Source organism: Massilia sp. YIM B02443, assembly GCF_030411955.1.
Taxonomy (GTDB): Bacteria; Pseudomonadota; Gammaproteobacteria; order Burkholderiales; family Burkholderiaceae_D; genus Telluria.
Genome location: NZ_JASNRA010000025.1, coordinates 1 through 23,075 on the forward strand (window position 1 = coordinate 1; position 23,075 = coordinate 23,075).

The 23,075-nt window shown below is 67.4% G+C and carries 17 protein-coding genes and 1 pseudogene; 8 read left to right on the top strand and 10 right to left on the bottom strand.

The genetic code is table 11. The features are described 5' to 3' along the window. Nucleotides 1-83 precede the first annotated feature (83 nt). From QPK27_RS20690 to QPK27_RS20705, 4 genes are all read left to right on the top strand, one after another. Nucleotides 84-1,043, top strand: coding sequence for a LysR family transcriptional regulator (locus tag QPK27_RS20690; protein WP_290420069.1), 960 nt, complete (start codon nt 84-86; stop codon nt 1,041-1,043). An 82-nt stretch (nt 1,044-1,125) separates the two neighbouring features. Beyond that, nucleotides 1,126-2,592, top strand: coding sequence for an efflux transporter outer membrane subunit (locus tag QPK27_RS20695; RefSeq protein ID WP_290420070.1), 1,467 nt, complete (start codon nt 1,126-1,128; stop codon nt 2,590-2,592). A gap of 14 nt (nt 2,593-2,606) precedes the next feature. Continuing rightward, nucleotides 2,607-3,779, top strand: coding sequence for an efflux RND transporter periplasmic adaptor subunit (locus QPK27_RS20700; protein WP_290420071.1), 1,173 nt, complete (start codon nt 2,607-2,609; stop codon nt 3,777-3,779). A gap of 11 nt (nt 3,780-3,790) precedes the next feature. Continuing rightward, nucleotides 3,791-5,248, top strand: coding sequence for an MFS transporter (locus tag QPK27_RS20705; protein ID WP_290420072.1), 1,458 nt, complete (start codon nt 3,791-3,793; stop codon nt 5,246-5,248). Nucleotides 5,249-5,298: 50 nt separating this feature from the next. Here QPK27_RS20705 and QPK27_RS20710 read toward each other — a convergent pair whose 3' ends face one another. Beyond that, entirely contained in the window at nt 5,299-9,636 is a 4,338-nt protein-coding gene (locus tag QPK27_RS20710) for a hypothetical protein (RefSeq protein ID WP_290420073.1), read from the bottom strand. 305 nt (nt 9,637-9,941) lie between these two features. On the opposite strand from QPK27_RS20710, the pseudogene QPK27_RS20715 reads away from it, so the two are divergent. Next, nucleotides 9,942-10,097 (top strand): annotated as a pseudogene (locus tag QPK27_RS20715) (NnrU family protein); the annotation flags it as partial. Between the two features lie 62 nt (nt 10,098-10,159). Further along, nucleotides 10,160-10,450, top strand: a complete 291-nt coding sequence (locus QPK27_RS20720; RefSeq protein ID WP_290420074.1) for an NnrU family protein — start codon at nt 10,160-10,162, stop codon at nt 10,448-10,450. Nucleotides 10,451-10,487: 37 nt separating this feature from the next. Here QPK27_RS20720 and QPK27_RS20725 read toward each other — a convergent pair whose 3' ends face one another. Together QPK27_RS20725 and QPK27_RS20730 are read right to left on the bottom strand one after the other, a co-directional pair. After that, nucleotides 10,488-10,829 carry a hypothetical protein gene (locus tag QPK27_RS20725; RefSeq protein WP_290420075.1) on the bottom strand — a complete coding sequence of 114 codons (342 nt, stop codon included), beginning with the start codon at nt 10,827-10,829 and terminating at the stop codon, nt 10,488-10,490. Between the two features lie 89 nt (nt 10,830-10,918). Then, nucleotides 10,919-11,428, bottom strand: coding sequence for a PEP-CTERM sorting domain-containing protein (locus QPK27_RS20730; RefSeq protein WP_290420076.1), 510 nt, complete (start codon nt 11,426-11,428; stop codon nt 10,919-10,921). Nucleotides 11,429-11,726: 298 nt separating this feature from the next. Here QPK27_RS20730 and QPK27_RS20735 point away from each other — a divergent pair, with 298 nt between their 5' ends. Further along, the gene (locus QPK27_RS20735; RefSeq protein ID WP_290420077.1) at nt 11,727-12,251 is read left to right on the top strand and encodes a TetR/AcrR family transcriptional regulator; all 525 of its coding nucleotides are present in this window, start codon (nt 11,727-11,729) and stop codon (nt 12,249-12,251) included. Further along, a complete protein-coding gene (locus QPK27_RS20740) occupies nt 12,248-13,384 on the top strand; it encodes an MFS transporter (RefSeq protein ID WP_290420078.1) in 1,137 nt (378 codons plus the stop codon). The genes QPK27_RS20735 and QPK27_RS20740 overlap by 4 nt, the downstream gene beginning before the upstream one ends. A gap of 94 nt (nt 13,385-13,478) precedes the next feature. On the opposite strand, the gene QPK27_RS20745 is transcribed toward QPK27_RS20740, so the two are convergent. From QPK27_RS20745 to QPK27_RS20775, 7 genes are all read right to left on the bottom strand, one after another. Next, nucleotides 13,479-14,981 carry a tripartite tricarboxylate transporter permease gene (locus QPK27_RS20745; RefSeq protein ID WP_290420079.1) on the bottom strand — a complete coding sequence of 501 codons (1,503 nt, stop codon included), beginning with the start codon at nt 14,979-14,981 and terminating at the stop codon, nt 13,479-13,481. Nucleotides 14,982-14,986: 5 nt separating this feature from the next. Then, entirely contained in the window at nt 14,987-15,451 is a 465-nt protein-coding gene (locus QPK27_RS20750) for a tripartite tricarboxylate transporter TctB family protein (RefSeq protein WP_290420080.1), read from the bottom strand. Between the two features lie 166 nt (nt 15,452-15,617). Then, entirely contained in the window at nt 15,618-16,592 is a 975-nt protein-coding gene (locus QPK27_RS20755) for a tripartite tricarboxylate transporter substrate binding protein BugD (protein ID WP_290420081.1), read from the bottom strand. Nucleotides 16,593-16,941: 349 nt separating this feature from the next. Further along, nucleotides 16,942-18,804 (bottom strand): dihydroxy-acid dehydratase, encoded by a 1,863-nt coding sequence (gene ilvD, locus QPK27_RS20760; protein WP_290420082.1) that lies wholly within the window; start codon nt 18,802-18,804, stop codon nt 16,942-16,944. Between the two features lie 260 nt (nt 18,805-19,064). Further along, on the bottom strand, nt 19,065-21,392 hold the full coding sequence (locus QPK27_RS20765; protein WP_290420083.1) for a xanthine dehydrogenase family protein molybdopterin-binding subunit: 2,328 nt from the start codon (nt 21,390-21,392) through the stop codon (nt 19,065-19,067). Continuing rightward, entirely contained in the window at nt 21,389-22,429 is a 1,041-nt protein-coding gene (locus QPK27_RS20770; RefSeq protein ID WP_290420084.1) for a xanthine dehydrogenase family protein subunit M, read from the bottom strand. Before QPK27_RS20770 ends, QPK27_RS20765 begins: the two co-directional genes overlap by 4 nt. Beyond that, entirely contained in the window at nt 22,426-22,953 is a 528-nt protein-coding gene (locus tag QPK27_RS20775) for a (2Fe-2S)-binding protein (protein WP_290420085.1), read from the bottom strand. Before QPK27_RS20775 ends, QPK27_RS20770 begins: the two co-directional genes overlap by 4 nt. Nucleotides 22,954-23,075: the final 122 nt, after the last annotated feature.

A 23,075-nucleotide genomic window follows, 5' to 3' on the forward strand; every position in this document is an offset into this window, starting at 1 on the left:
AGCTAATTCCGGTTAGATTTGCATAAGTTTGGAAGAACGGAGAGGGAACCACGGCGCACGTATCTGAATGTTATGATGCGCCCGTGATTCCCGACCTGTCCCAACTCCGCATCCTCGACAGCCTGCTGCGCGAGGGCAGCCTGACCCGCACCGCCGAACTGCTCGGCATGACCCAGCCCACCGTCAGCCGCTCGCTGGCGCGGCTGCGCCGCCATTTCGGCGACCCGCTGCTGGTGCGCACTGGCCAGCGCATGCAGCCGACCGCGCGCGCCCTCGAACTGGCCGCTCCGATCGCCGCCGTGCTGGACGCCGCGCGCCAGCTGGAAGGCGGTCCGGCCGACTTCGATCCCGCCAGCGCCATCCGTTCGTTCGGCCTGTACATGGTCGACGGCGCCGTGGTCAACATCCTGCCGCGCTTGCTCGATGCGTTGGCCCGGCCCGCTGGTGGGGCGCCAGGCGTGCAGCTGCGCAGCGTGCACATCGACCCCGGCTCGATCGAACAGCAGATGGAGCGCGGCCACGTCGACCTGGCCATCGGGCGCTTTCCGCACCTGGTCAACAATATCCGCCAGCGCAAGCTGTGGCAGGACGAATACGCCTGCGTGATGCGCCCCGGCCACGCCTGCGCCGGGAGGCTCGATGGCGATGCCTATCTCACCCATCGCCATGTGCTGATCGAGATGGAGCACACCAGCCACCACAACGCCGCCGTCACGCGCAAGCTGGAAACGCTGCTGGCGCCGTCGCGCATCCTGTGCCACGTGCCGAGTTTTACCAGTGCCGCCCACATTGCGCTGCATACCGACGCCATTGCCACGATCCCGCGCCGCCTGGCGCGGCCGCTGGCGCGCGACCTCGGGCTGGTGCTGGCCGACCTGCCGCCCGACCTGCCGATGCAGCTGCCGCCGCTGCAGCTGGCACTGTACTGGCACGAGCGCAGCCACCGCGATCCGGCCAATGTCTGGCTGCGCGAGTTCGTGCGCTCGACGCTGGCGGAAGAAGAGTCGATGCCGGCCACGCCGCACTATGCAGAATCTGCATGATCGCCATGGCTCCGGCGGCATGGCCTCAATGACGTAGAGCAACTATGCTTCGGCTATTCCGATTTTTCTGCCGAGGCAAACGATGCTTCCAATTACCTGTCCAGGCCGGCCATCCGCCCGCCTGGCTCTCGGTTCTGTCTTTCTGGTGCTGGCCGGCTGCGTGTCGATGGGACCGCAGGGCGAGCGCGCCGGCGTGCACGACGCCGCCGCCGCCGCGAATTCCTCGCGCGCGATTGGTTCGTTGACGACTGAGGTCGCCGCCTGGCCGGCCCAGGACTGGTGGCGCGCTTACGGCGACCCGCAGCTCGACCGGCTGGTCGAACAAAGCCGCGCCGGCAGCCCGACCGTGGCCGCGGCCCAGGCGCGTGTGCGCCAGGCCGCTGCGCTGGAAGGACTTGCCGCTTCCGCGCTGGGTCCGCAGGCCAACGCGTCGCTGCGCACTTCGCGCCAGCGCTACAGCGAAAACAGCAACGTGCCCAAACCCCTGGCCGGCAGCTGGCAGTGGGCCAACGACGCCAGCGTCGGGCTGGGTTATGAGGTCGACTTCTGGGGCAAGAACGCCTCGGCTGTCGCCGCCGCCGCCGGCCGCGTCAACGCACGCCAGGCCGAAGCGCAGGCGGCGACGCTGGCGGTGTCGGTCGCCGTCACCCAGGCCTATCTGCGCCTGGACCACCTGTTCGCGCTGCGCGACCTGGCCGAGCAGGAGCTGCGCCAGCGCAGCCGCATCCTGGAACTGGTGCAGCAGCGCGTGTCGGCCCAGCTCGACAGCCGCGCCGAACTGCGCCAGGCCGAGATCGGCGTGCCTGCCGCGCGCGGCCAGATCGCGGCGCTGGATGAGTCGATCGCGCTGACGCGCGGCCAGATCGCGGCGCTGACCGGCCAGGGACAGGATGCCGCCAACGGCGTCGCGCGGCCGCAATTGCGCCTGCAGCGCGCGCCCGGGGTGCCGGCCGACCTGCCGGCCGCGCTGCTCGGCCGCCGTCCGGAACTGGTGGCGTTGCGCTGGCAGGTGGAAGCGGCCAGCGGCGACATCGACGTCGCCCGGGCCCAGTTCTACCCGACCGTGAACCTGAGCCTGTCCGCCGGCCTGTCCACCCTCGGCTTCGACGCCCTGGTGCACAGCGGCAGCCGGACCTTTGCCGCCGGCCCCCTGGTCACACTGCCGCTGCTCGACGGCGGCCGCCTGCGCAGCAATCTGGCCGTGCGCAACGCCGACTACGACCTGGCGGTGGAGCAGTACAACGGCGCGGTGCTGGAGGCGCTGCGCGACGTGACCGCGCAACTGACGTCGCTGCGCTGGCTCGGCGCGCGGGTGGTCGAGCAGGATCAGGCGTTAGAGGCGGCCGAACAGGCCTACGACCTGGCCGAGCAGCGCTACCGCGCCGGCCTGGGCAACTTCGTGCAGGTCCTGATCGCCGAGACCCAGGTGGTGGCCCAGCGCCGCGGCCAGGCCGAGCTTAGAGCACGCGCCAATGAGCTCGACCTGAACCTGGTGCGGGCGCTGGGTGGCGGCTATGACGTGACCGCCTCCGCGCAACTTGCAAAGTAAATTCAAGGAACGACATGGACAACAAGAATACGACCACGGTGGCACAGAGCCGCCGCAAGCTCGCCATCGGCCTGCTGGCCGCCATCGCCGCCGCTGTGGGCGGCATCGCCTGGTCCTCGCCCGAGGTGCTGGGCCTGGGCTGGAACAGCCAGCACACCGAAGACGCCTACGTCGAGGGCAATCTTGTGCAGGTCACGCCGCAGGTGGCCGGCACCGTGACCCGCATCGCCGCCGACAACACCGACTTCGTGCGCCCCGGCGAGACGCTGGTGCAGCTGAACGAAGTCGACGCCCGCCTGGCGCTGGACCGCGCCGAAGCGGCGCTGGCCAAGTCCGCGCGCCAGGTGCGCGCCCAGTTCGCCGGCGTGGATCAGCTGCGCGCCACCGTGCTGCAGCGCGAAGCGGACCTGGGCAAGGCTGCCAGCGACCTCGAACGCCGGCGCAAGCTGGCCGACACCGGCGCCGTCTCGGGCGAAGACATCCGCCACGCCGAGGACGCAGTCGCCGCCGCGCGCGCCGCCTTGACCGCCGCGCGCCAGCAGGTGGGTTCGGCCAATGCGCTGGTGGACGGCACCACGGTCGAGAACCATCCCGACGTGGCGGCCGCCATCGCCCAGCTGCGCGACGCCTCGCTGCAGCTGGCGCGCACCACGCTCGCCGCGCCGGTGGGCGGCATCGTCGCCCGTCGCAACGTCCAGATCGGCCAGCGCGTGGGGCAAGGTTCGCCGCTGATGGCGATCGTGCCGCTGGACCAGATGTGGGTCACGGCCAATCTGAAAGAGACGCAATTGAAGGACGTGCGCATCGGCCAGCCGGTGGCGGTGACCGCCGACGTGTATGGCGGCGACGTCGTGTTCCATGGCCGCGTGGTGGGCCAGGAAGCGGGCACCGGCAGCGCCTTCGCCGCGGTGCCGGCGCAGAATGCGACCGGCAACTGGATCAAGGTGGTGCAGCGCGTGCCGGTGCGCATTGCGCTCGATCCGAAGGAACTGGCTCAACATCCGCTGCGCCTCGGCCTGTCGATGAAGGTGGCGATCGACACCAGCAAGCGTGAAGGTCCCACGCTGATGCAGGCCGGCGCAGTGCGCCAGCAATACCACACCGTGGTGTTCGAGACCGAGGCGCACGGCGCCGATGAAGCGATCCGCCGCGCGCTCGGCCAGCCGGGCGCGGTGGCGGCGCGCTGAATGGGGCTGCCATGAGCACCGCAAGCAATCTGGCGATCCCACGTCCGGCGCTGCTGGCCACGATCTTCGTCTTCAACTTCATCGAGTTCCTGACCACCGGGATGACGGTGCTGGCGGCGTCGGCGATCATGGGCCACATTGGCGCCTCGCCCGAGGAATACGCCACCACCTCGGCCATGTACGCGGCGGTAGCGGTGCTGTCGATCTCGCAGATGACGGTGCTGCTGCAGCGCCTCGGCTGGCGTAACTTCCTGCTGGCGACGGTGCTGGTCTACCTGCTCGGCGCCTGGCTGTGCGCCACCAGCGGCACCGTGGCGCAGTTCGCCGGCGGACGGCTGCTGATGGCGATGGGCGGCGGCGTATTCATGACGGTGTCGCGCATGATGGTCAACCTGATTCCGCCGTCGCCGCAGCGCCTGCAGGGCATCGCGGCGTTTGGCGCGGCGCTCTCAGGCGGCTTCGCGCTTGGGCCGTGGCTGGCGGCCAAGATGGTCGGCCACGAAGCCTGGGGCGGCATGTTCCTGGTGCTGGCGCTGCTGGCCGCGCTGGGCGCCGCGCTGGCCGCGCGCTGGATGCCGCAGGACGCGGTGACGCTGGACGGCACGCCGACCCGCATGCACCTGTTCGATGCCGTGCTGCTGGGACTGGGCGCCGCCATCACCCTGTACGCGCTGCAGCACATGACTTACGACTGGCACGGCGAACGCGCGCCGCTGGTGGGTCACCTGCTGCTCGGCCTGGCCTTGCTGGCGGCGTTCTGCGTGCTGCACTGGCGCCGCAGCCAGCCGTTCCTGCACCTGCACATCCTGCGCAGCGCCCGTTATCGCCTGGGCCTGCTGATCTTCGCGGTCTGCTACGCGGTGCTGGGGATGGTGAACACGCTGCTGCCGCAGCTGGTGCAAAAAGGGCTGGGCGTCGGCCTGCAGCAGGCCGGCGAACTGCAGGGCATCGGCCTGCTGTCGACGGTGGTGGTGTTCGTCGTGATGCTGGAGCTGGTCAAGAAGAATCCGCATCCGACCCGCTTCTACGTGACCGGCTTCGCGATGCTGGCGCTGCTCGGCTGGCGCTTCGCAACGCTCGACCCGCGCGCGTATGCCTGGGATACGCTGCTGGCGTGGTTCGGGCTGTTCGGCGGCTTCGTCACGCTGGGCATGGCGACCACCGCGATCCACTCGTTCAAGGATCTGCAGATGGACAACGTGGTGTTCTCGCACGCCCAGCAACTGAAGAACATGCTGGGCCAGGCCGGCCTGGCGCTGGGCGTGGGCATGACCAATATCGGGCTGCAGGAACGAACCGCGCTGCACCTGTCGCGCCTGGGCGAAAAGGCGCGTGATTCTGCACTCGACATCGGCGCCGAGCTGGCGCGCCAGGCGGCGTTGCTGGCGGGGCAGGATCTGTTCTGGATCGTGATGTGGATCGGCGTGGTGGGCGGCGTGATGCTGACGCTGCAGCGCAGGTTCGATTGACGTCCGCCCGGCTGCCGGGCCGCTCGCGCGCGGGCTGAGAACCCGGCTATTCAGGCAGTTGCCCCTGACGGCCTCAGGCGCGACGGCCGGATCCCGTACTCGTCGGCGGCCCAGCGTACTGCATGGCTCAGCTTGTTCCCGAAATCGCTGCGCGACAGGACCGCGAGTACCTCGAGCAACTCCTTGGGGTCGGCCAGGAATGGATGGCTGGCCTGGGTCAGGACGTCCGCCACCAGTTGCGCATGGGCCGTCGGTGCGGCGCGCGCGATGCGGGCCGCCGCCAGCGCGGCGTAGGCCTTGGCCAGTGTCGTGGCGTCGTCCCTGTTGCCGGCGCGTTCGAGCAGCGGGCGCAGGGCGTCGGCCTCCGCCCGCAGGTCGGCATCGGACCGCAGCCGCGGCGCGACGGCAAGGTATGCCTGCGCCAGATCAGTGTTGACTTCTTTCTCCAGGGCGGCGCGTATCGCCGCCGCCTCGCGCTTCAGGAAGCCGGCATCTCGCATTCCCTCCGCAACCATGGCGTAGGCGCCGCCGGAGATATCGTCCGGATAGCGCAGCAGCAGGGTGCGCAGGAGCACGGCGGCCGACCCGCGTCGTTCTGGATCGGGCAAGCCCGACGCGACGGTGGCGTAAGCAAACGCCATCGCCGCGGCGCGACCCGGGCCGCTTCCGATCCGGCGTTCAAGGACATCGGCTGCGCGCCAGAGCTGGTCGGGGTCGTTGAATCGCCTTACCATGACCGCGTAGTAATCTGCCAAGGTGATCGCCTGGCTGTCATGGTCGGGCTCATCGAGCCAGGCTTCGAACGACGCGATGGCAGCCCGGGTACGCCGGTCATCGTCCAGGCGCGCTACCAGCGCGGCGTAGGCTTCCCTGACGGCATGGACGGTGCCGCCGCGCCATTCGCTCCTCAGCAATCGTTCCAGGGCCAGCACTTCGGTCTCGAGGTCGGCGGGGACGCTCAGGCGCTTGGTCAGCGCGGCGTAGGCGCTGGCGACGACCTGACGGTCACCGAACGCCGGCTGGGCCAGCAGTGTTCGCAAGGCGGCGATTTCGGCGCGTAGTTCCGTAGCGCCACGGATGGCTGCGATCAGTGCGAGGTACGGTTTTTCGACGATTCCTGCGATGTCGTCGCGCGGGCGCTGCGTCAGGTACAGGCGTAGCGCCCGCGCTTCGTCGGCGACGCTCTTTTCGTTGCTCAAGTGAAGAATGGCGATCTCCTCGTAAGCACCGGCGAGCGTGCTGGCCAGGGCGGGGTCGCCCGCACGCTCGAGCCGGGAGCGCAGCATGGCCACTTCAGGCTCGACGTCTGCCACCTCGCTCAGATGTCCGACCACTGCCGTGTAGGCTTGGGCGGCAAGAGTCAAGCCACCACGGGTACCGGGGCGAAAGTTCCGATCCGGGGCCAGGCGCGAAGCCAGGAATGCGGCCTCCTTTCTCAGCTCGTCCGGATCGGTCAAGTGCAGCACCACCACGACATAGGCCGACCCGAGCGCATCTTCCGCTTCGCTGTCGTGCGCTTGCCCGACCAGGCGGCGCAGCGCCGCGGCTTCGATCCTGGCGGCTGCCGCGTCGTCCAGCCGGCTTGCCAGAGCGCCGTACGCAGTTGCCAGAGCCTGCAATGTGGCGGCGCCGTGTTGGATGCCCATCCGTTCGTCGAGTGGGTTCGCCAGTGTGCTGTCGGTGGCGGCTGCCGGAGCGCGTGCGTGCTCGCGTTCCAGCAGCGCGCGCAGGAAGACCAGCGCCTGCGTCACTCTGGCGCCATCGCTCAGGCGCGCTGCGATGGCGGCATAGGCGCCAGCGATCTGCGCGCGGGCACGATGATCCGGATCGCGCTCCAGCAGCGCATGAAATGCCGCGCTGCCGGCATCGATTTCCGCAGGCTTGTCGACGCGTGGCGCGAGGCGCGCGTAGGCATGCGCGAGCCTGCCCACCACTGCTGGATCGGAATGCCTCGACAGCAGCGTGCGTATGGCGCTGGCTTCGGCGTTGACGTTGGCGTCAGCCAGCTTGGCATAGCGCGCCGCTGCTGCCGCGTAGGCGTCGTCGATCATGGCTGCGGATGATTCCTGCGGTGGGAGCGCGAGCTGTTGGCGCAGCGCGTCCAACTCGGCCTTGACGACTGCGGGATCGGTGAGGCGTTGAACCACCGTGGCATAGGCCGCGGCCAGCCGCGACGCGCTGTCGTGATTGGCACGAGACACCAGGCCCCGACGCAGGGCTGCTCCGGCAGCGGCCAGGGCATCGGCGTCGGTCATGTTCATGAGCAGGCCCTGGTAGGCCTCGGCCAGCTCGTCCAGGATGTCGTCGTCGGCCTCGCGCATGATACGCGTGCGCAGCGGACCCTCCACCGAAGACACGCGCGCCGCATCGTCCAGGCGCCCGAGAAGCTCCTCGTGCGCTCGCGCAACTTCGCGCACTGCGCGGTCGGTACGGGCGTGCAGGAACAGTCGACCCAGTAATGCGGCCACTTCGGCGGCCTGGGCCGGGTCGGCCCCGGCATGCGCCAAGTGCCACCGGGCGCGCAGCGCCACCTGCAGCTGACCGGGGTCGGTACGCAGCAGGTCGAATATGCGGGCACGCAGCGCTTGTGGGGCGCGCCATGCCGCGAGCGTGCCTGCAGGCCAATCCTCGGCGCCGAAATCGTTGATGATCGGGTAGGCACTGGCGGTCAGCAGCCGGTCCCGGTTCCAGCTGGTTGCGCCGCCCGCCACGAGGCAGATGCATAGCAGGACCATGCCCGGCCTGAGGGTGCTCAACAGGATATATTCTCTGGCCGACGCGAAGCGCAAGCGGTTGCGCACGCGCTCCCACAGCAGCCGCATCAATGTGGAAAACGGCAGCAGCGCCGCATAGCGTTTGCGCCAGCTGCCGGTTGCGGCATCGAAGCGCTGCTTGCATTCGGCCAATGTTGCCGACCACCGTGCAGCGCGCCGCTCATGCGCCAGCACGGCGCGCGCCAGGTAGTCGTGGTCGAGCTGCCAGGCGCGCTCGCTGCCGGCGGAATCGGCTGGCCGCACGACCTCCTCATGCTCCAGTGCATCGAGGACGGCCCTGGTTTTCGAAGCGTTGCCGACGATCGTCTTCAGCTGCGTGAATGGCGCGCGTTGCGCTTTCGGCCGCTGCTCCGGACCACCCTCGAGCACAAACGCACGCAGCACGGCTGCGGCGACCCGGGCGCCATCGGGACCGCCACCCGCAGCCAGGCCGGCCGTCTTGAGCGCGCGCGCGATCACCAATGTCTCGACACCGCGCAAGCCACCGGCGGCTTCGTAGTGCTTGGGGGTCAGCAGCGGCAACTCGCGCAGGCCCATGAGCACAGTGCGCACCTGTTGCATCAGGATTGCGCCTTCCGCTGTCAGGTCGCGCTCGAGCCGCTCGCGCAACTTCAGCCAGCCACCTTCGGGATGCATGACGATCGCAGTGCCGGCCCCGGCCGGGGGGACGGCTGCCGTGAGGCCGACAAGCAAGGGATGCAGGTAATCGGTGTTGACACGCTTGAGCGTGCGCGCCGCGGTGCGATCCTGGTCCAGGAAGCGTACCGACGACAGGCCGGCGGCAGTGTCCGAGCGCGCGACGACAAGCAGGTGCAGCGTACCTGCCTCCAGTCCCGTCCGGATCAGATTCCAGAATGGATTGGCGGCGGCAAGGGCGGCCGGCGTCAGCCAGCTTCCGTCAGCGTCCACAAAGCGTCCGCGGTGCTGGGCCTGATAGTCGTCGAACTGGTCTGCGATAAGGAGCGGGCGGCGGTTCAATGTGCGCACGATAGCGGCCAGGCGCGTGTCGAATTCGGCGAGCAGCAATGGTGTCGCGGCCGCCAGGTCGGGCGCCGACTCCCACGCCAGACGTTCGCGCTGGCCTGCGGACAAGACGCGGTACAGGCCGTCGAGTGCAACCGCAACCGGGCCGCGGATCCAGTCCTCGCCCCATTCGCGCACCAGCACCGGAAGCAGTCCGTCCTCGGCACGCAACGCCGGGGTCAAGCCGGCACTGATCAGGGCAGACTTGCCGCAGCCGGATTCGCCGTCAAGCAGCACGATGCGCGACTGTTTCACCGACGTCGTCAGCCGCTTGACGTCATCCGTGCGGCCGATCAGTGTCTCGGGCGAGGTGGGACGCAGTGTGAACGCATCGCGGCGCTCGAGCCGGCTGGCTTGTGCGAAGTGCCGGTAGCTGCGCCACACCAGCAGGGCCGCCGCGACAGTCACCGCTGCGGACAACAGGGCGGCGCCAGCTTTGGCGGGGATGTCGAAGAATTCGAAAACGCCGTTGAGCCAGCCGCCCAGCGCCGTCGACACTACCGCGAGCACGGGAAGCGCCGTACCGACCAGATTGACGGACCCCTGGACTGTACTGAGCCAGTTGTTGAAGCCTCTGTTTTCCATATGCATGCGACCGGCCGGATCGGCATCGCGCCGTGTTCGTGAAATCGTGCTTCTGCAAAGCTAGAACGACGATGCGGCAGTGGGATGCGGCGGATCAAATGTGCCTGGATCCGCCGCAAAATGCTGCCCGCACCGCGCGCGCATCGCGTGCTTCGATACGTCGCGCATCATCGTCATCCGCTGCCGGGAAAGCAGCATCTTTTCCTGTTAAAGTTCGCTGCGCACACCGGTAGCCGTGGGTAGGGACGTCATTTCGTCCGCCGCGTTTGGCGGGCAGACCGACTGAAAGGTGTTCGATGGATGCTCTGGATATGGTGCTGGCAGGCTCGCTTGCCTTCGTCGGCATCCATTTTGCGTTGTCCCACCCCTTGCGCCGGCCGCTGGTGACGGCCGTCGGCGAAAAGGGTTTCCTGCTGCTGTATTCCCTGGTCGCGTTCGCCACGCTCGGCGGCGCGATCCATGCCTACCGCCAGGCGCCGGTCACCGCGCCATGGTGGCAGGTTGGTCCCGGCCTGTGGGCCTTTACCAGGTGCATCCCATTACCAATTACGTCATCCTCTCCGGCGCGATCGTCGTGCTGGCGCTGGTCGGCGCCGTGCTGCAGGACCGCAAGAAGTCCGGCGGCGACGCGGCCGGCTGGCCTGCGTGGCAGAGCCGCACCAGCAATCTGCCGTTCGTGGCGATCATGCAGCGCAGGGCGCGCTTCGGCAACTTCGGCACGCATGCACTGGCGGGAGGAGTGGCGGTGTGGCTGCTTGCCTCGTGGGTCCATGGGCCGCTGGCGGGATGGCCGGCCGGGATCTGGCGCTGGCTGGCCTGATGGCCGTGCTATCCGGCGCAGCGCAGCCACTGCACGATCACGATTTCCGTTCTTCCGGCAACGCCGCGTACCACGCAGCGTAGGGCGTGTTGCTCACCATGCGCCGGTTATAGTCCGGCGCGCCGTCGGTCCACCACACCGGGCCGCGTTCACCCAAGTCGCGCTTGGCTGCATCGACTGCCGCGCGGGCAGTGCGTTCCGCCGCAAGATCGCGTGCCTTCAGCGCCGATCCGACTTCGCGGCGCGCCTGCATCAGCCGGTCGACCAGCCGTTGCCGCTCGTCGTCCGGCAGCGCTGGATTGCTGGTGCGCCACAGGCGCTCCCTGACAACGAAGTAGCGTCCGTCCGGCGTGGCAGGATATTTTTGCGGGTTGCTCATGCGACTACCATACCGGAGCTGCCGCCACGACGGCGTCCGGCTGGCAAGTGGGCGGTCGAGTCCGACCGGCGGGCACTCCCGCAGCCCGGTCAGCGGCGGCGCAGGCAGGCCAGGCCGGCCAGGCCAGCCAGCAGCAACAGACCGGTGGCAGGCTCCGGGATCGCACTCGGTGCGCGATCGAGGGCGACCTGGGCCGAGGCTGCGACCTGGTCGATCATCGGATGGTCATAGTGATACAAGGACATGAACAGCCCTGCGCCATAGAAATCGTCGTAGCCGTCCGGCACCCGGAATCCGTCGAACGCGGTGCTCTCAGACGCCTCGATGCGCAGTACGACGCCGAGCGTGTGTGCAGGGTCCAGGCGCAGGCCGGCGTTCACAACGAGCTCGCCATATCCACGCTCCTTGTCGTCGGTGACCGAGATCGAGTGGAGTTGCCAGGCGCTCGCGACGCTGTCGAAACGCTCGGATACGTGCATCTCGAAACCGAGCAGGGGATAGATAGCCCACGGTCCCAAGCCATATCCGTCCGGCGCGGACGTGGTATCGAACGTGAAGCGGCCCGAGAAGCGGTCGCCCGCCTGGATCAGGCCCAGCATCAGCGGCTCGTCGTTGCTCTCGTTCCGCGAGAAGCGGGATGGTTCCTCGAAAACGCCCGCGAAAGAATACGTAACAATTCCGGCATTCGCCGTGAGGGTGCAGAGACTGAGTGCCAGAGCAAGAAGAAATTTCATTTTTATAATTAAAAAAAAAGAAAGACTATATTGACGTCTTTACTTTTAGTCAATGACTAATTGATATCGTTACGCATTGAAGCGAAGGAGTGGTCGCATCATCGCCGCGACCTCAGGCGAATCGCCGCTTGCATCTGTAAAACGATCGTTTTACAGTCCGCCCATGGATACCCGAACCAATCTCATCGCCAGCTCCGAGCGGCAGTTCTACGAACATGGCTTCATGGCCACCGGCATGGATGCGCTGGCGCGCGCCGCCGGCATGTCGAGCCGCACCCTGTACAAGCACGCCGGCAGCAAGACCGACCTGATCGTCGCCGTGCTGGACGCGCGCGACCGCCGTTTCTTCGAGCAGGTCGACCGGGTCGAGGTGCAGGCGCTGTTCGACGCGCTGGCGCGCTGGATCGACGAAGAGGGCGCGCGCGGCTGCCTGTTCCTGCGCGTGCTTGGCGAAACCGGCGGCGCGCAGCCGGCCATCGCAGCAGCCGTGCTGCGGCACAAGGATAAATTGCGCCTTTGCGTGGCGGACATGGTGCGCGCCGAAACCGGCCGCGCAGACGCCCTGCTGGCCGCGCGCATCGTGCTGCTGTTCGAAGGGGCGGTCGCGGCCAGCGCCTACCAGGGCCAGGACGCGGTGCGCACGGCGGCCGCCGCTGCGCGCCGGCTGATCGAGGAGGGCGCGCCATGAAGACCGCACTGCTGGTCGGGGCGTCGGGCTTCGGCCTGATCGCCGTCTGCTACGGCTTCGGGCGCTTCGCCTTTGGCCTGTTCCTGCCCCAGATCTCGGCCGACCTGGCATTGTCGTCGACGTTGAGCGGGGTGATCTCGGCCGGCTCCTTCGGCGGCTTTTGCCTCGCCATCGTGGCCGCCGCCTGGCTCACCGAGCGCTGCGGACCGCGGGCGGTGGCGATGGCGGCCGGCGCCATCGCGGCGCTCGGCATGGCCGGCATTGCCGCTGCGGCGTCGCCGACGTGGCTGGCGATCGCGGTGATCGTGGCCGGGTCCAGCGCCGGGCTGGCCTCGCCGCCGCTGGCCGCCGCGGTGGCCGCAAAGGTCGACAGCGCGCGCCAGGACACCACCAATACCGCGATCAATGCCGGCACCAGCGCCGGCGTGGCGCTATCCGGACCGGTGGCGATCCTGATGGGCGCCGGCTGGCGCGTGGCCTTCGCCTGCTTCGCCGGGGCCGCCGCAGCGATGGCGCTGGCCACACTGGCGACGCTGAGCGGGACCAGCAAACGGGTCGGCGCGCCGAACGATGACGTATCCGGCACCGGTGCGCTGCCGGCATTCTCCCCCGACCTTGCGCGCCTTGCCGCAGCAGCCTGCCTGACCGGCGTCGCCAGCACCGTGGTCTGGACCTACGGCGCCGAACTGACCGCACATAATCTGGGCTGGGATGCGTCCGAGACCGGCGTGCTGTGGATCGTGATGGGCTGCGCCGGCCTGGTCGGCGCAGCCAGTGGCTGGCTGATCGGGCGCGCCGGCCTGAACGCCGTGCACCTGGGATTTCACGTCGCGCTGGCGCTTGCGCTGGTCGCGGTCGGTCACAGTCATGGCGGAGCGGGGCCGACGTTCGCTGGTGGCGCCGTGTTCGGCGCCGCCTACCTGGTGCTCACCGGCGTGTATCTGGTGTGGGGCATCGCCGCGCTGCCGGGCCGACCGGCTGCGGGCGTGATGGTCGCCTGCCTGGCGCTGGCAATCGGCCAGGCGCTGGGTGCGTCGGTGTTCGGGATGGTGATGGAGCGGACTTCGCCCAACAGCGCGGTGCTCGGTTTTGCACTGGTGGCATTGCTGGCCGGGCTGGTGCGCCGCAAGTGATGGTCGCCGCGGCGGAGGAGTAAAACGACACCGCCCGGCGCCAGCCCCGCAGGACCGGCGCCGGGCGGCGCGGGTGAATCCAGGCGTCAGGACATCAGTCTTCCTGGAACGCCTCTTCGCGCTTCTTGCGCAGCGACGGCAGCAGCACCACCGCCATCGCCGCCACGGCCAGGCCCAGCATCACGCCGCTGATCGGGCGTTCGATGAACACCATCGGGTCGCTGCGCGAGAGCAGCAGGGCGCGGCGCAGATACTCTTCCATCATCGGGCCGATGATGAAGCCGAGCAGCATCGGCGCCGGTTCCAGTTCCAGCTTGGCGCACAGGTAGCCCAGCAAACCGAACAGCGCCATCAGGTAGACGTCGAATTCGCTGTTGTTCAGGCTGAACACGCCGATCGCGCAGAACATCAGAATCGCCGGATACAGCAGCTGGTACGGCACCATGATCATGCGCACCCAGATGCCGATCATCGGCAGGTTCAGCACCACCAGGAACAGGTTGCCGACCCACATCGAGACGATCAGGCCCCAGAACAGGCCCGGCTGCTCGGTCATCACTGCCGGACCCGGCTGGATGCCTTGGATGATCATCGCGCCGATCATCAGGGCCATCACCGGGTTCGACGGAATGCCGAGGGTCAGCATCGGGATGAACGAGGTCTGGGCGCCGGCGTTGTTGGCCGCTTCCGGCGCCGCCACACCCTCGATCGCGCCCTTGCCGAAGTTGGCCGAGTTCTTCGAGACCTTCTTCTCCAGCGAGTACGAAGCGAACGAGGCCAGCATGGCGCCCCCGCCCGGCAGGATGCCGAGGATCGAACCGAGACCCGTGGCGCGCAGCACCGGGGCGATGATGCGCTTGAAGTCGTCTTTCGACAGCATCAGGCCCTTCACCTTTTTCATGACCAGGTCGCGCGACTCGTCATGCTCCAGGTTGCGGATGATCTCGCCGATGCCGAACATGCCCATCGCCACGATCACGAAGTTGATGCCGTCGGCCAGCTGCGGCAGATCGAAGGTGTAGCGCGCGGCGCCCGAGTTGACGTCGGTGCCGACCACGCCCAGCAGCAGGCCGAGCAGCACCATACCGATGGCTTTGAGCAGCGAGCCGCTGGCCAGCACCACCGAGGCCACCAGGCCCAGCACCATCAGCGAGAAGTATTCGGCAGGGCCGAATTCGAGCGCCATGTCGGCCAGCGGCGGCGCCGCCACGGCCAACAGCACGGTGGCGACCGAGCCGGCGAAGAACGAGGCGATGGCGGCGGTGGCCAGGGCCTTGCCGGCCTGGCCGTTGCGCGCCATCTGGTAGCCGTCCAGGGCGGTGACCACCGAGGACGATTCGCCCGGCAGGTTGACCAGGATCGCGGTGGTCGAGCCGCCGTACTGGGCGCCGTAATAGATACCGGCCAGCATGATCAGGGCCGATTCCGGCGGCAGACCGAAGGTGGCCGGCAGCAGCATCGCGATGGTGGCGATCGGGCCCAGGCCCGGCAGCACCCCGACCGCGGTGCCGACGAACACGCCGACCAGGCAGTAGAACAGGTTTTGTACCGAAAGCGCCGTCTCCAGGCCGAGCGCGAGATTACTGAAGAGTTCCATAGTGTTTAATTCCCGCCAAGCCAAGGACCGATGATCGGCATCGGCAAGCCAAGCAGCTTGACGAACAGGACGATCGCGAATACCGCACCGCCGATCGCGAGCAGCACTGATTTTTTCAGGTTGAACTGGCGGCTGGCGTAGGAGCTGATGAAGATCAGCAGGATCGCCGAGACCAGCAGGCCCGCTTCACGCACCAGGGTGCCGAACAGCAGCACGGCGACCAGCACGATGATCAGTTCTTTCCAGTACAGGCGGCCGATCGGCTCGCCCTTGCGGAAGAACGAACGCAGCGTCGACGCGGCGCCGACCAGGGCCAGCATGATGCCGAGCGCGGTCGGGAAGTAAGCCGGGCCCATGCGGCCGGCGCTGCCCATTTCGTAGTCCTGGCCGATGACCACGGCCGCGAGGCCGAACAGGATGAAGATGATGCCGCTCCAAAAATCCTTTGGATGGCGTATGAATGCTGGCACGGTGGTCCCCTTTTGTTATGCGAAAGCGTTGTTGCGGATGCTGGTGGTTCAACTGCGTTCAACTGCGGTGCTGCGGTGCTGCGTGCACTGCGCGGCGCAGGCGCCGCACAGACGACAACACCGGCGCGCCGCGGCTGCGGCGTGCCGGTGTGTCGATGACGTCAGGTCAGTCGGCGAAGGCGCCGGCTTTCTTGATGATCGGACCCCACAGGTCGATCTGCTGTTTCAGGTGGGAGCGCAGCGCTTCCGGCGTGGCCTGGTTGGTCGGCGACGGCTCGGTGCCGAGGTCGGCGAAGCGCTTGGCGACGTTGGGGTCGCGCAGGGCCGAGCGCAGGGCGTTGGCCAGGGTGTCGACGGTGGCCTTCGGCGTGCCTTTCGGCGCGTACAGGCCGTGCCAGACGCCGACTTCGAAGTTCGGCAGGCCGGCGTTCGCCAGCACCGGCAGGTTGGGCAGCGACGGCACCGGGGTCTTGCTGGTGACGCCATAGGCCTTGATCTTGCCGCTCTTGATCTGGCTGGTGGTGTTGGTGGTCTGGTCGCACATGAAGTCCACCTGGCCGCCCAGCAGGTCGTTCATCGCCGGACCGGTGCCTTTGTAGGGCACGGTGGTGAGCTCGACGCCCATCGCGGTCTGCAGCAGCATGCCGCACAGGTGCGAGGCCGAACCCAGGCCGGCGTGGGCGTAGGTCACCTTGTCCTTGTTGGCCTTGACGTAGGTGATCAGCTCCTTCATGTCCTTGGCCGGGAAGTTGGCGCGCGCGACCACGGTCATCGGCACGTCGGTGATCAGGCCGATCGGCTCGAAGCTGGTGATGGCGTCGTACGGCAGCTTGCGGTACAGGGCCGGTGCGGTCGACTGGCCGATGTGGTGCAGGAACAGGGTGTAGCCGTCCGGGGCGGCTTTCGCGGCGCGCGCGGCGCCGATGGTGCCGCCGGCGCCGCCGACGTTCTCGATGATGATCTGCTGCTTGAGGGTGGTGGTCATCGACTGCGCGATCAGGCGCGCCACGGTGTCGGTCGGGCCACCGGCGGCGAACGGCACGATCATGGTGATCGTCTTGTTGGGGTAGGCCTGGGCCTGGGCCAGGCCGGTGCCGAAGGCGGTCAGGCACGCGGCGGCGCACAGCATCTTGAGCTTCATGGTGTCGTCCTCTTACTCTCGTTATAAGTCTTGTACTTCGGATTTTTTTAGCGCGCACCTTTTCTTGCGTGATGCTGCGGTGCGCAGAACGTTGTCAAACGCAGAAGAGGTTTTACCAGTAAATATTTCGTTCTGCAACTACGTAGAAGTACTGATTGGTGACGCGGCGCGCGGAGTATGAAGACACAATCGGAGCATTGTGCATACGAGAGCGAAAAAGCGGCAAGCAAAATGGCTCTGCTCAGCCGTTTCTGAGAGGGAATGGACTATTTACGCTGCATAAATCAGCAAAATCCGGCGCGCGCGGCCTGGTTGGACGCGCGCGCCGTTCGACGCGCCGTTCTACTAGTTAGCGCTTCAATTGCGACAAATCGCGCACCGCGCCACGGTCGGCCGAGGTCGTCAGGGCCGCGTAAGCCTGGAGTGCCTGCGACACCACGCGCTCGCGTCCGACCGGCTGCCAGGCGTCCGCGCCCAGCGCTTCCATCGCGGCGCGCCGGTGCGCCAGCTCTTCGGCCGTCACGCGCAGGTTGATGGTGCGCGCCGGGATGTCGATGTCGATCGCGTCGCCTTCCTGCACCAGGCCGATGGCGCCGCCTTCGGCCGCCTCGGGCGAGGCGTGGCCGATCACCAGGCCCGACGAGCCGCCCGAGAAGCGGCCGTCGGTGAACAGGGCGCAAGCCTTGCCCAGACCTTTGGATTTGATGTACGAGGTCGGGTACAACATCTCCTGCATGCCGGGGCCGCCTTTCGGACCTTCGTAGCGGATGATCACGACGTCGCCCGCGGCAACCAGGTCGCCCAGGATCGCTTCGACCGCCGCGTCCTGGCTCTCGAACACGCGCGCCTTGCCCGAGAATTTCAGAATGCTTTCGTCGACGCCGGCGGTCTTGACGATGCAGCCTTTCTCGGCGATGTTCCCGTACAGGACCGCCAGGCCGCCGTCCTGCGAATACGCGTGCGCGCGGTCGCGGATGCAGCCGGCGCTGCGATCGAGGTCGTTCGCGTCGAAGCGCTCGGACTGCGAGAACGCCACTTGCGTCGGCACGCCGCCCGGCGCTGCGCGGAACAGGCGGTGCACCTCGGGATCGTCGCTGCGCCGGATGTCGTATTTTTCGATGGCGGCGCCGATCGACGGGCTGTGCACGGTCGGCAGCGAGGTGTCGAGCAGGCCGGCGCGCGCCAGTTCGCCCAGGATGGCGACGATGCCGCCGGCGCGGTGCACGTCCTCGATGTGGTACTTGTCGGTCATCGGCGCGACCTTGCACAGGCAGGGCACCTGGCGCGAGATGCGGTCGATGTCAGCCATCGTGAAGGCGACGCCCGCTTCGTGGGCGGCGGCCAGCAGGTGCAGCACGGTGTTGGTCGAGCCGCCCATCGAGACGTCGAGCGCCATCGCGTTCTCGAACGCGGCCTTGCTGGCGATACTGCGCGGCAGCACGGTATAGTCGTCACCTTCGTAGTGGCGCTTGGCCAGGTCGACGATCAGGCGGCCGGCGCGCAGGAACAGTTCCTTGCGGTCGCTGTGGGTGGCGACGATGGTGCCGTTGCCGGGTAACGAGAGGCCGAGCGCCTCGGTCAGGCAGTTCATCGAGTTGGCGGTGAACATGCCCGAGCACGAACCGCAGGTGGGACAGGCCGAGCGCTCGATCTCGAGCACGTCGGCGTCGGACACCTTGTCGTCGCCGGCCTTGATCATGGCGTCGATCAGGTCCAGCTTGATGATCTTTTTATCATTGTTGACCACCTTGACCACCTTGCCGGCCTCCATCGGGCCGCCCGAGACGAACACGGTCGGGATGTTCAGGCGCATCGCCGCCATCAGCATGCCGGGGGTGATCTTGTCGCAGTTGGAGATGCAGACCATGGCGTCGGCGCAGTGGGCGTTGACCATGTACTCGACCGAGTCAGCGATCAGGTCGCGCGAGGGCAGCGAATACAGCATGCCGCCGTGGCCCATGGCGATGCCGTCGTCGACGGCAATGGTGTTGAATTCCTTGGCCACGCCGCCGTGCGCCTCGATCTCGCGCGCGACCAGCTGGCCCAGGTCCTTCAGGTGCACGTGGCCGGGCACGAACTGGGTGAACGAATTGACCACGGCGACGATCGGCTTCTCGAAGTCGCCGTCCTTCATGCCGGTGGCGCGCCACAGGGCGCGCGCGCCGGCCATGTTGCGGCCCTGGGTCGTGGTGCGGGAACGGTAGACGGGCATGGCAGACTCCTTGGGTTGTTGCGAAAGCAGGAGCAACAGGGTGCCTGCTGGAGGGTGATTTGTCCAATATGCAATGGACGGGTCTGTGATACGTAATATATATCAGTAGGGTTGGCGGCTTTGCCGCCGACGCGTTCAATCGCCGGTCGCATTGCCACTTCGCACGCACTGGCTGGACGCGTCGGCGGCCAAGCCGCCAACCCTACGAAAAACCGCCGGGGATGCCGGCGGTTGCGGGGGCATGGCGATACCCGGGAAAATCAGGTATTCATCTTCGCCATCGGCTCGCTGGCCGGCAACTGGCGTTCGCCCACCATCAGCTTGTCCGGCGTCATCGGCGTCGTGTGCAGGCGCTTGCCGGTCGCATGGAACACGGCGTTCGAGATCGCGGCGGCGACGCCGACGATGCCGATCTCGCCCACGCCCTTGGCGCCGAGCTGCTTGCTGACGATGCGGTCGTCTTCCTCCACAAAGATGACGTCGATGTCGTGGATGTCGGCGTTCACCGCCACGTGGTACTCGGCGTAGTTGTGGTTCATGAAGCGCCCGAAGCGGTGGTCGGTGTGGGTTTCTTCATGCAGCGCCTGGCTGATGCCCCATACCACTGCGCCGCTGACCTGGCTGGCCGCGGTCTTGGCGCTGATGATGCGCCCGGCCGCAACCGCGCTGACCACGCGCGTGACGCGGATCATGCCCAGCTTTTCGTTGACGCGCACTTCGCAGAACACCGCCGAGTGCACCGCGCGGGTGTACTTGCGCTGCTTGAGCATCTGCGGCGTCATGAAGAACTTCTCTTCGACGCGGTCGACGCTGGCGTCGGCCAGCACTGCGCTCAATGCCACGCGCACCGCAGGATCCTTTTTCAGGAAGATGAAGCCATCGCCGAACTCGACGTCGCGGGTGCGCGCTTTGCCCAGCGGCGTTTCCTTCATGGCCAGCGCCATCTTGAGCAGCTGTTTCTTCAGCTTGTCGCAGGCGCCGTGCACGCCCGAGCCGACCGTCGACACGTGCGACGAGCCGCCCTCGATCGGCGCCATCGGCAGCGTCGAATCGCCCAGCTGGAAGGTGACCTGTTCCAGCGGCAGGCCCAGGCTTTCGGCGGCGATCATCGACATCACCGTATAGGTGCCGGTGCCGATGTCGGACGCAGCGCTGCTCACCACCAGGCGGCCGTTGCTGTGCAAGACTGCGCTGACACGGGCCACCATCACCAGCGAATCCCAGATCCCGGTCGCCATGCCCCAGCCGACCAGTTCCTCGCCATCCTGCATCGAACGCGGTTCCAATGGACGGCGCGCCCAGCCGAAGCGTTCCGCGCCCTGGCGGTAGCATTCCATCAGTTCCTTGGTCGAGAACGGCTTGTCCTCGACCGGGGCAATGGTGGTGTAATTCTTCAGGCGCAGGTCGAGCGGGTCCATCTTGAGTTCGTACGCCAGCTCGTCCATCGCAACTTCCATCGCGTGCACGCCGTGCGCCGCGCCGGGGGCGCGCATGTCGATCGGCGAGAAGCGGTCGGTGCCGACCAGCTCATACTTCAGGGTGATGTCGTTGCAGGCGTACAGCTGGCCGGACCAGTTGACGATCACCTCGACGTAGTCTTCCAGGCGCGAGGTTTCCTGCTTGGCTTCGTGCCAGATCGCCTTCAGGGTGCCGTCACGATCGGCGGCCAGGCGTACCCGCTGCCAGGTCTCCGGACGATGGCCGAAGCTGAACATCTGCTGGCGCGTCAGCACGACGCGCACCGAGCGCTTCAGCTGCAGCGCCGCCATCGCCGCCAGCGGCAACTGGTATTGCGGACGCAGGCCGGAACCGAAGGCGCCGCCCACGTAGGGATTGCGCACCGTCAGCTTGTCTTTCGAGATGCCGAGGCCGTGCGACAGGAACCAGCGGCTGTTCTGCGAGCTTTGCGTTTTGTCGTACACGGTCAGGTGGCCGTCTTCGCCATAGATCACGGTCGAGGCGAACATCTCCATCGGGTTGTGGTGCTCGACGCCGTTGTAGAACTGGGCGTCGATCCTGACCGGCGCCGCTGCATACGCCTTTTCGGCGTCGCCTGTGGAGCTGGGCGGGGTGAAGCCGGCCTTCAGTGGGCGCGGCTTGTACGACTGGTCCAGCAGTTTCAGGATGTCGGTCTCGTGCTCCTCGACGTCGTAGTGCACGCGCACCAGCGAAGCCGCGTAGCGCGCCGCTTCGAAGGTGTCGGCGATCACCAGCGCCACCGGCTGGCCGCTGTAGAAGATCTCGTCGCTGAACAGCGGGCGGAACGGCGAGCCGGCCGGCGCCGTCATGTCCTTCCAGGCGATGTCGAAGGCGCGCATCTTGGGGCGGTTCTCGTGGGTCATCACGGCGATCACGCCGTGCGCGGTGAGCGCGTCGACGGTGTCGATTTTCGTGATGCGGCCCTTGGCGACGGTGCTGCTCACGACCACGCCGTAGCACAGGTCGGGGGCCGTGTATTCGGCGGCATACTGCGCCTGGCCGGTGACCTTGGCGCGGCCGTCGACGCGCGAGACGGCCATCCCGCTGTGCACGCGGCCGGTGCCGGCCGGCGCGGTCGGGGTGCGCAGTTCTGGAATCAGGTCGGTCATGCTTGTTCTCCTTGTTGTGCAGCTTGCTGCTGGCCGCGCGCGTAGTCGGTGCCGCGGGTGGCGCTGGTCAAGGCCTGGACGATGGCGTTCTTCGCCAGCGGCAGCTTGAAGTCGTTGTCGCCGTAACCTTGCGCGCCTTGCAGGATGGCGTCGGCCGCGGCCAGGAAGGCGGCTTCGGTCGGCGCCTGGCCGACCAGCGCGGCTTCGGCCGCTTCCACGCGCCATGGCTTGTGGGCCACGCCGCCGAGCGCGATGCGTGCTTCCTTGATATTGCCGTCGGCGCCGAGGTCGAGCGCGGCGGCGACCGACACCAGTGCGAACGAGTACGACAGGCGGTCGCGCACCTTGATGTAGGCCGAGTGGTCCTTGAAGCGGTCGGCCTCGGGCACGCTGATGTGGGTGATCAGCTCGCCCGGCTGCAGCGTGTTGTCGATCTCGGGCCGGTCTTCCGGCAGGCGGTGGAACTCGGCGAAGGGAATCGCGCGCTCGCCGCCCTGGCGCGACTTGACGTGCACGGTGGCGTCCAGCGCGCGCAGCGCCACGCACATGTCGGACGGGTGGGTGGCGATGCAGGCCTCGCTGGTGCCGAGGATCGCCAGCTGGCGGTTGAAACCGTCCCTGGCCGGGCAGCCGGTGCCGGGTTCGCGCTTGTTGCACGGCACACCGACGTCGTAGAAATAGACGCAGCGGGTTCGTTGCATCAGGTTGCCGCCGTTGGTGGCCATATTGCGCAGCTGGGGCGAGGCGCCGGCCAGGATCGCGGCGCTCAGCAGCGGATAGCGCTCGCGCACGACCGGATCATAGGCGGTGTCGGCATTGCGGCCGAGCGCGCCCAGGCGCAGGCCGCCGGCGTCGACCTCGACCGCGTCCAGGCCAGTGACGAGATTGATGTCGACCAGGTGCGGCGGCTGCATCACGCCTTCCTTCATCAGGTCGATCAGGTTGGTGCCGCCTGCGATCGGGCGCGTGCCTTGCGCGCCGAGCGCGGCCAGGGCGCCGTCGAGGTCCGTGGGCTGGGTGAAGGCGAACGGGTTCATGCGAGCACCGGACCGGTGGTGAACGCCGTCTTGCCGTCGGCGCCCGGTTCGGAAATGCCCATCACGCCGGCCACCGCCTCGGTGATCTGCGGATAGGCGCCGCAACGGCACAGGTTGCCGCTCATCAGTTCGCGCACGTCGGCCAGGGTCTTGGCCTGGCCTTCATTCATCAGGCCGACCGCCGAACACAGCTGTCCGGGGGTACAGTAGCCGCACTGGAAGGCGTCGCAGTCGATGAAGGCTTGCTGGATCGGCGCCAGGTTCTCGCCGTCGGCCAGGCCTTCGACGGTGGTGACTTCGCGGCCGTTCTGCATCACGGCCAGCGTCATGCAGGAATTGATGCGCTTGCCGTCCACCAGCACCGTGCAGGCGCCGCACTGGCCATGGTCACACCCTTTCTTGGTGCCGGTCAGGACCGCGCGTTCGCGCAGGAGGTCGAGCAGGGTGACCCACGACTCGACGTTGAATTCACGGTCCTGGCCATTGATGCGCAGGCGGACCGGATACTGCTGGTGAAGTTCCATGGTGATCCCCTCTATGAGAAGCTTCGACCATAACCGCACGAGCGTACGCCATTCGGTTAGATCACGCACCTATTCTTGAGATTGATTGAACATTTCCTGTTCGCAAAACTGGCGCCGGCTGC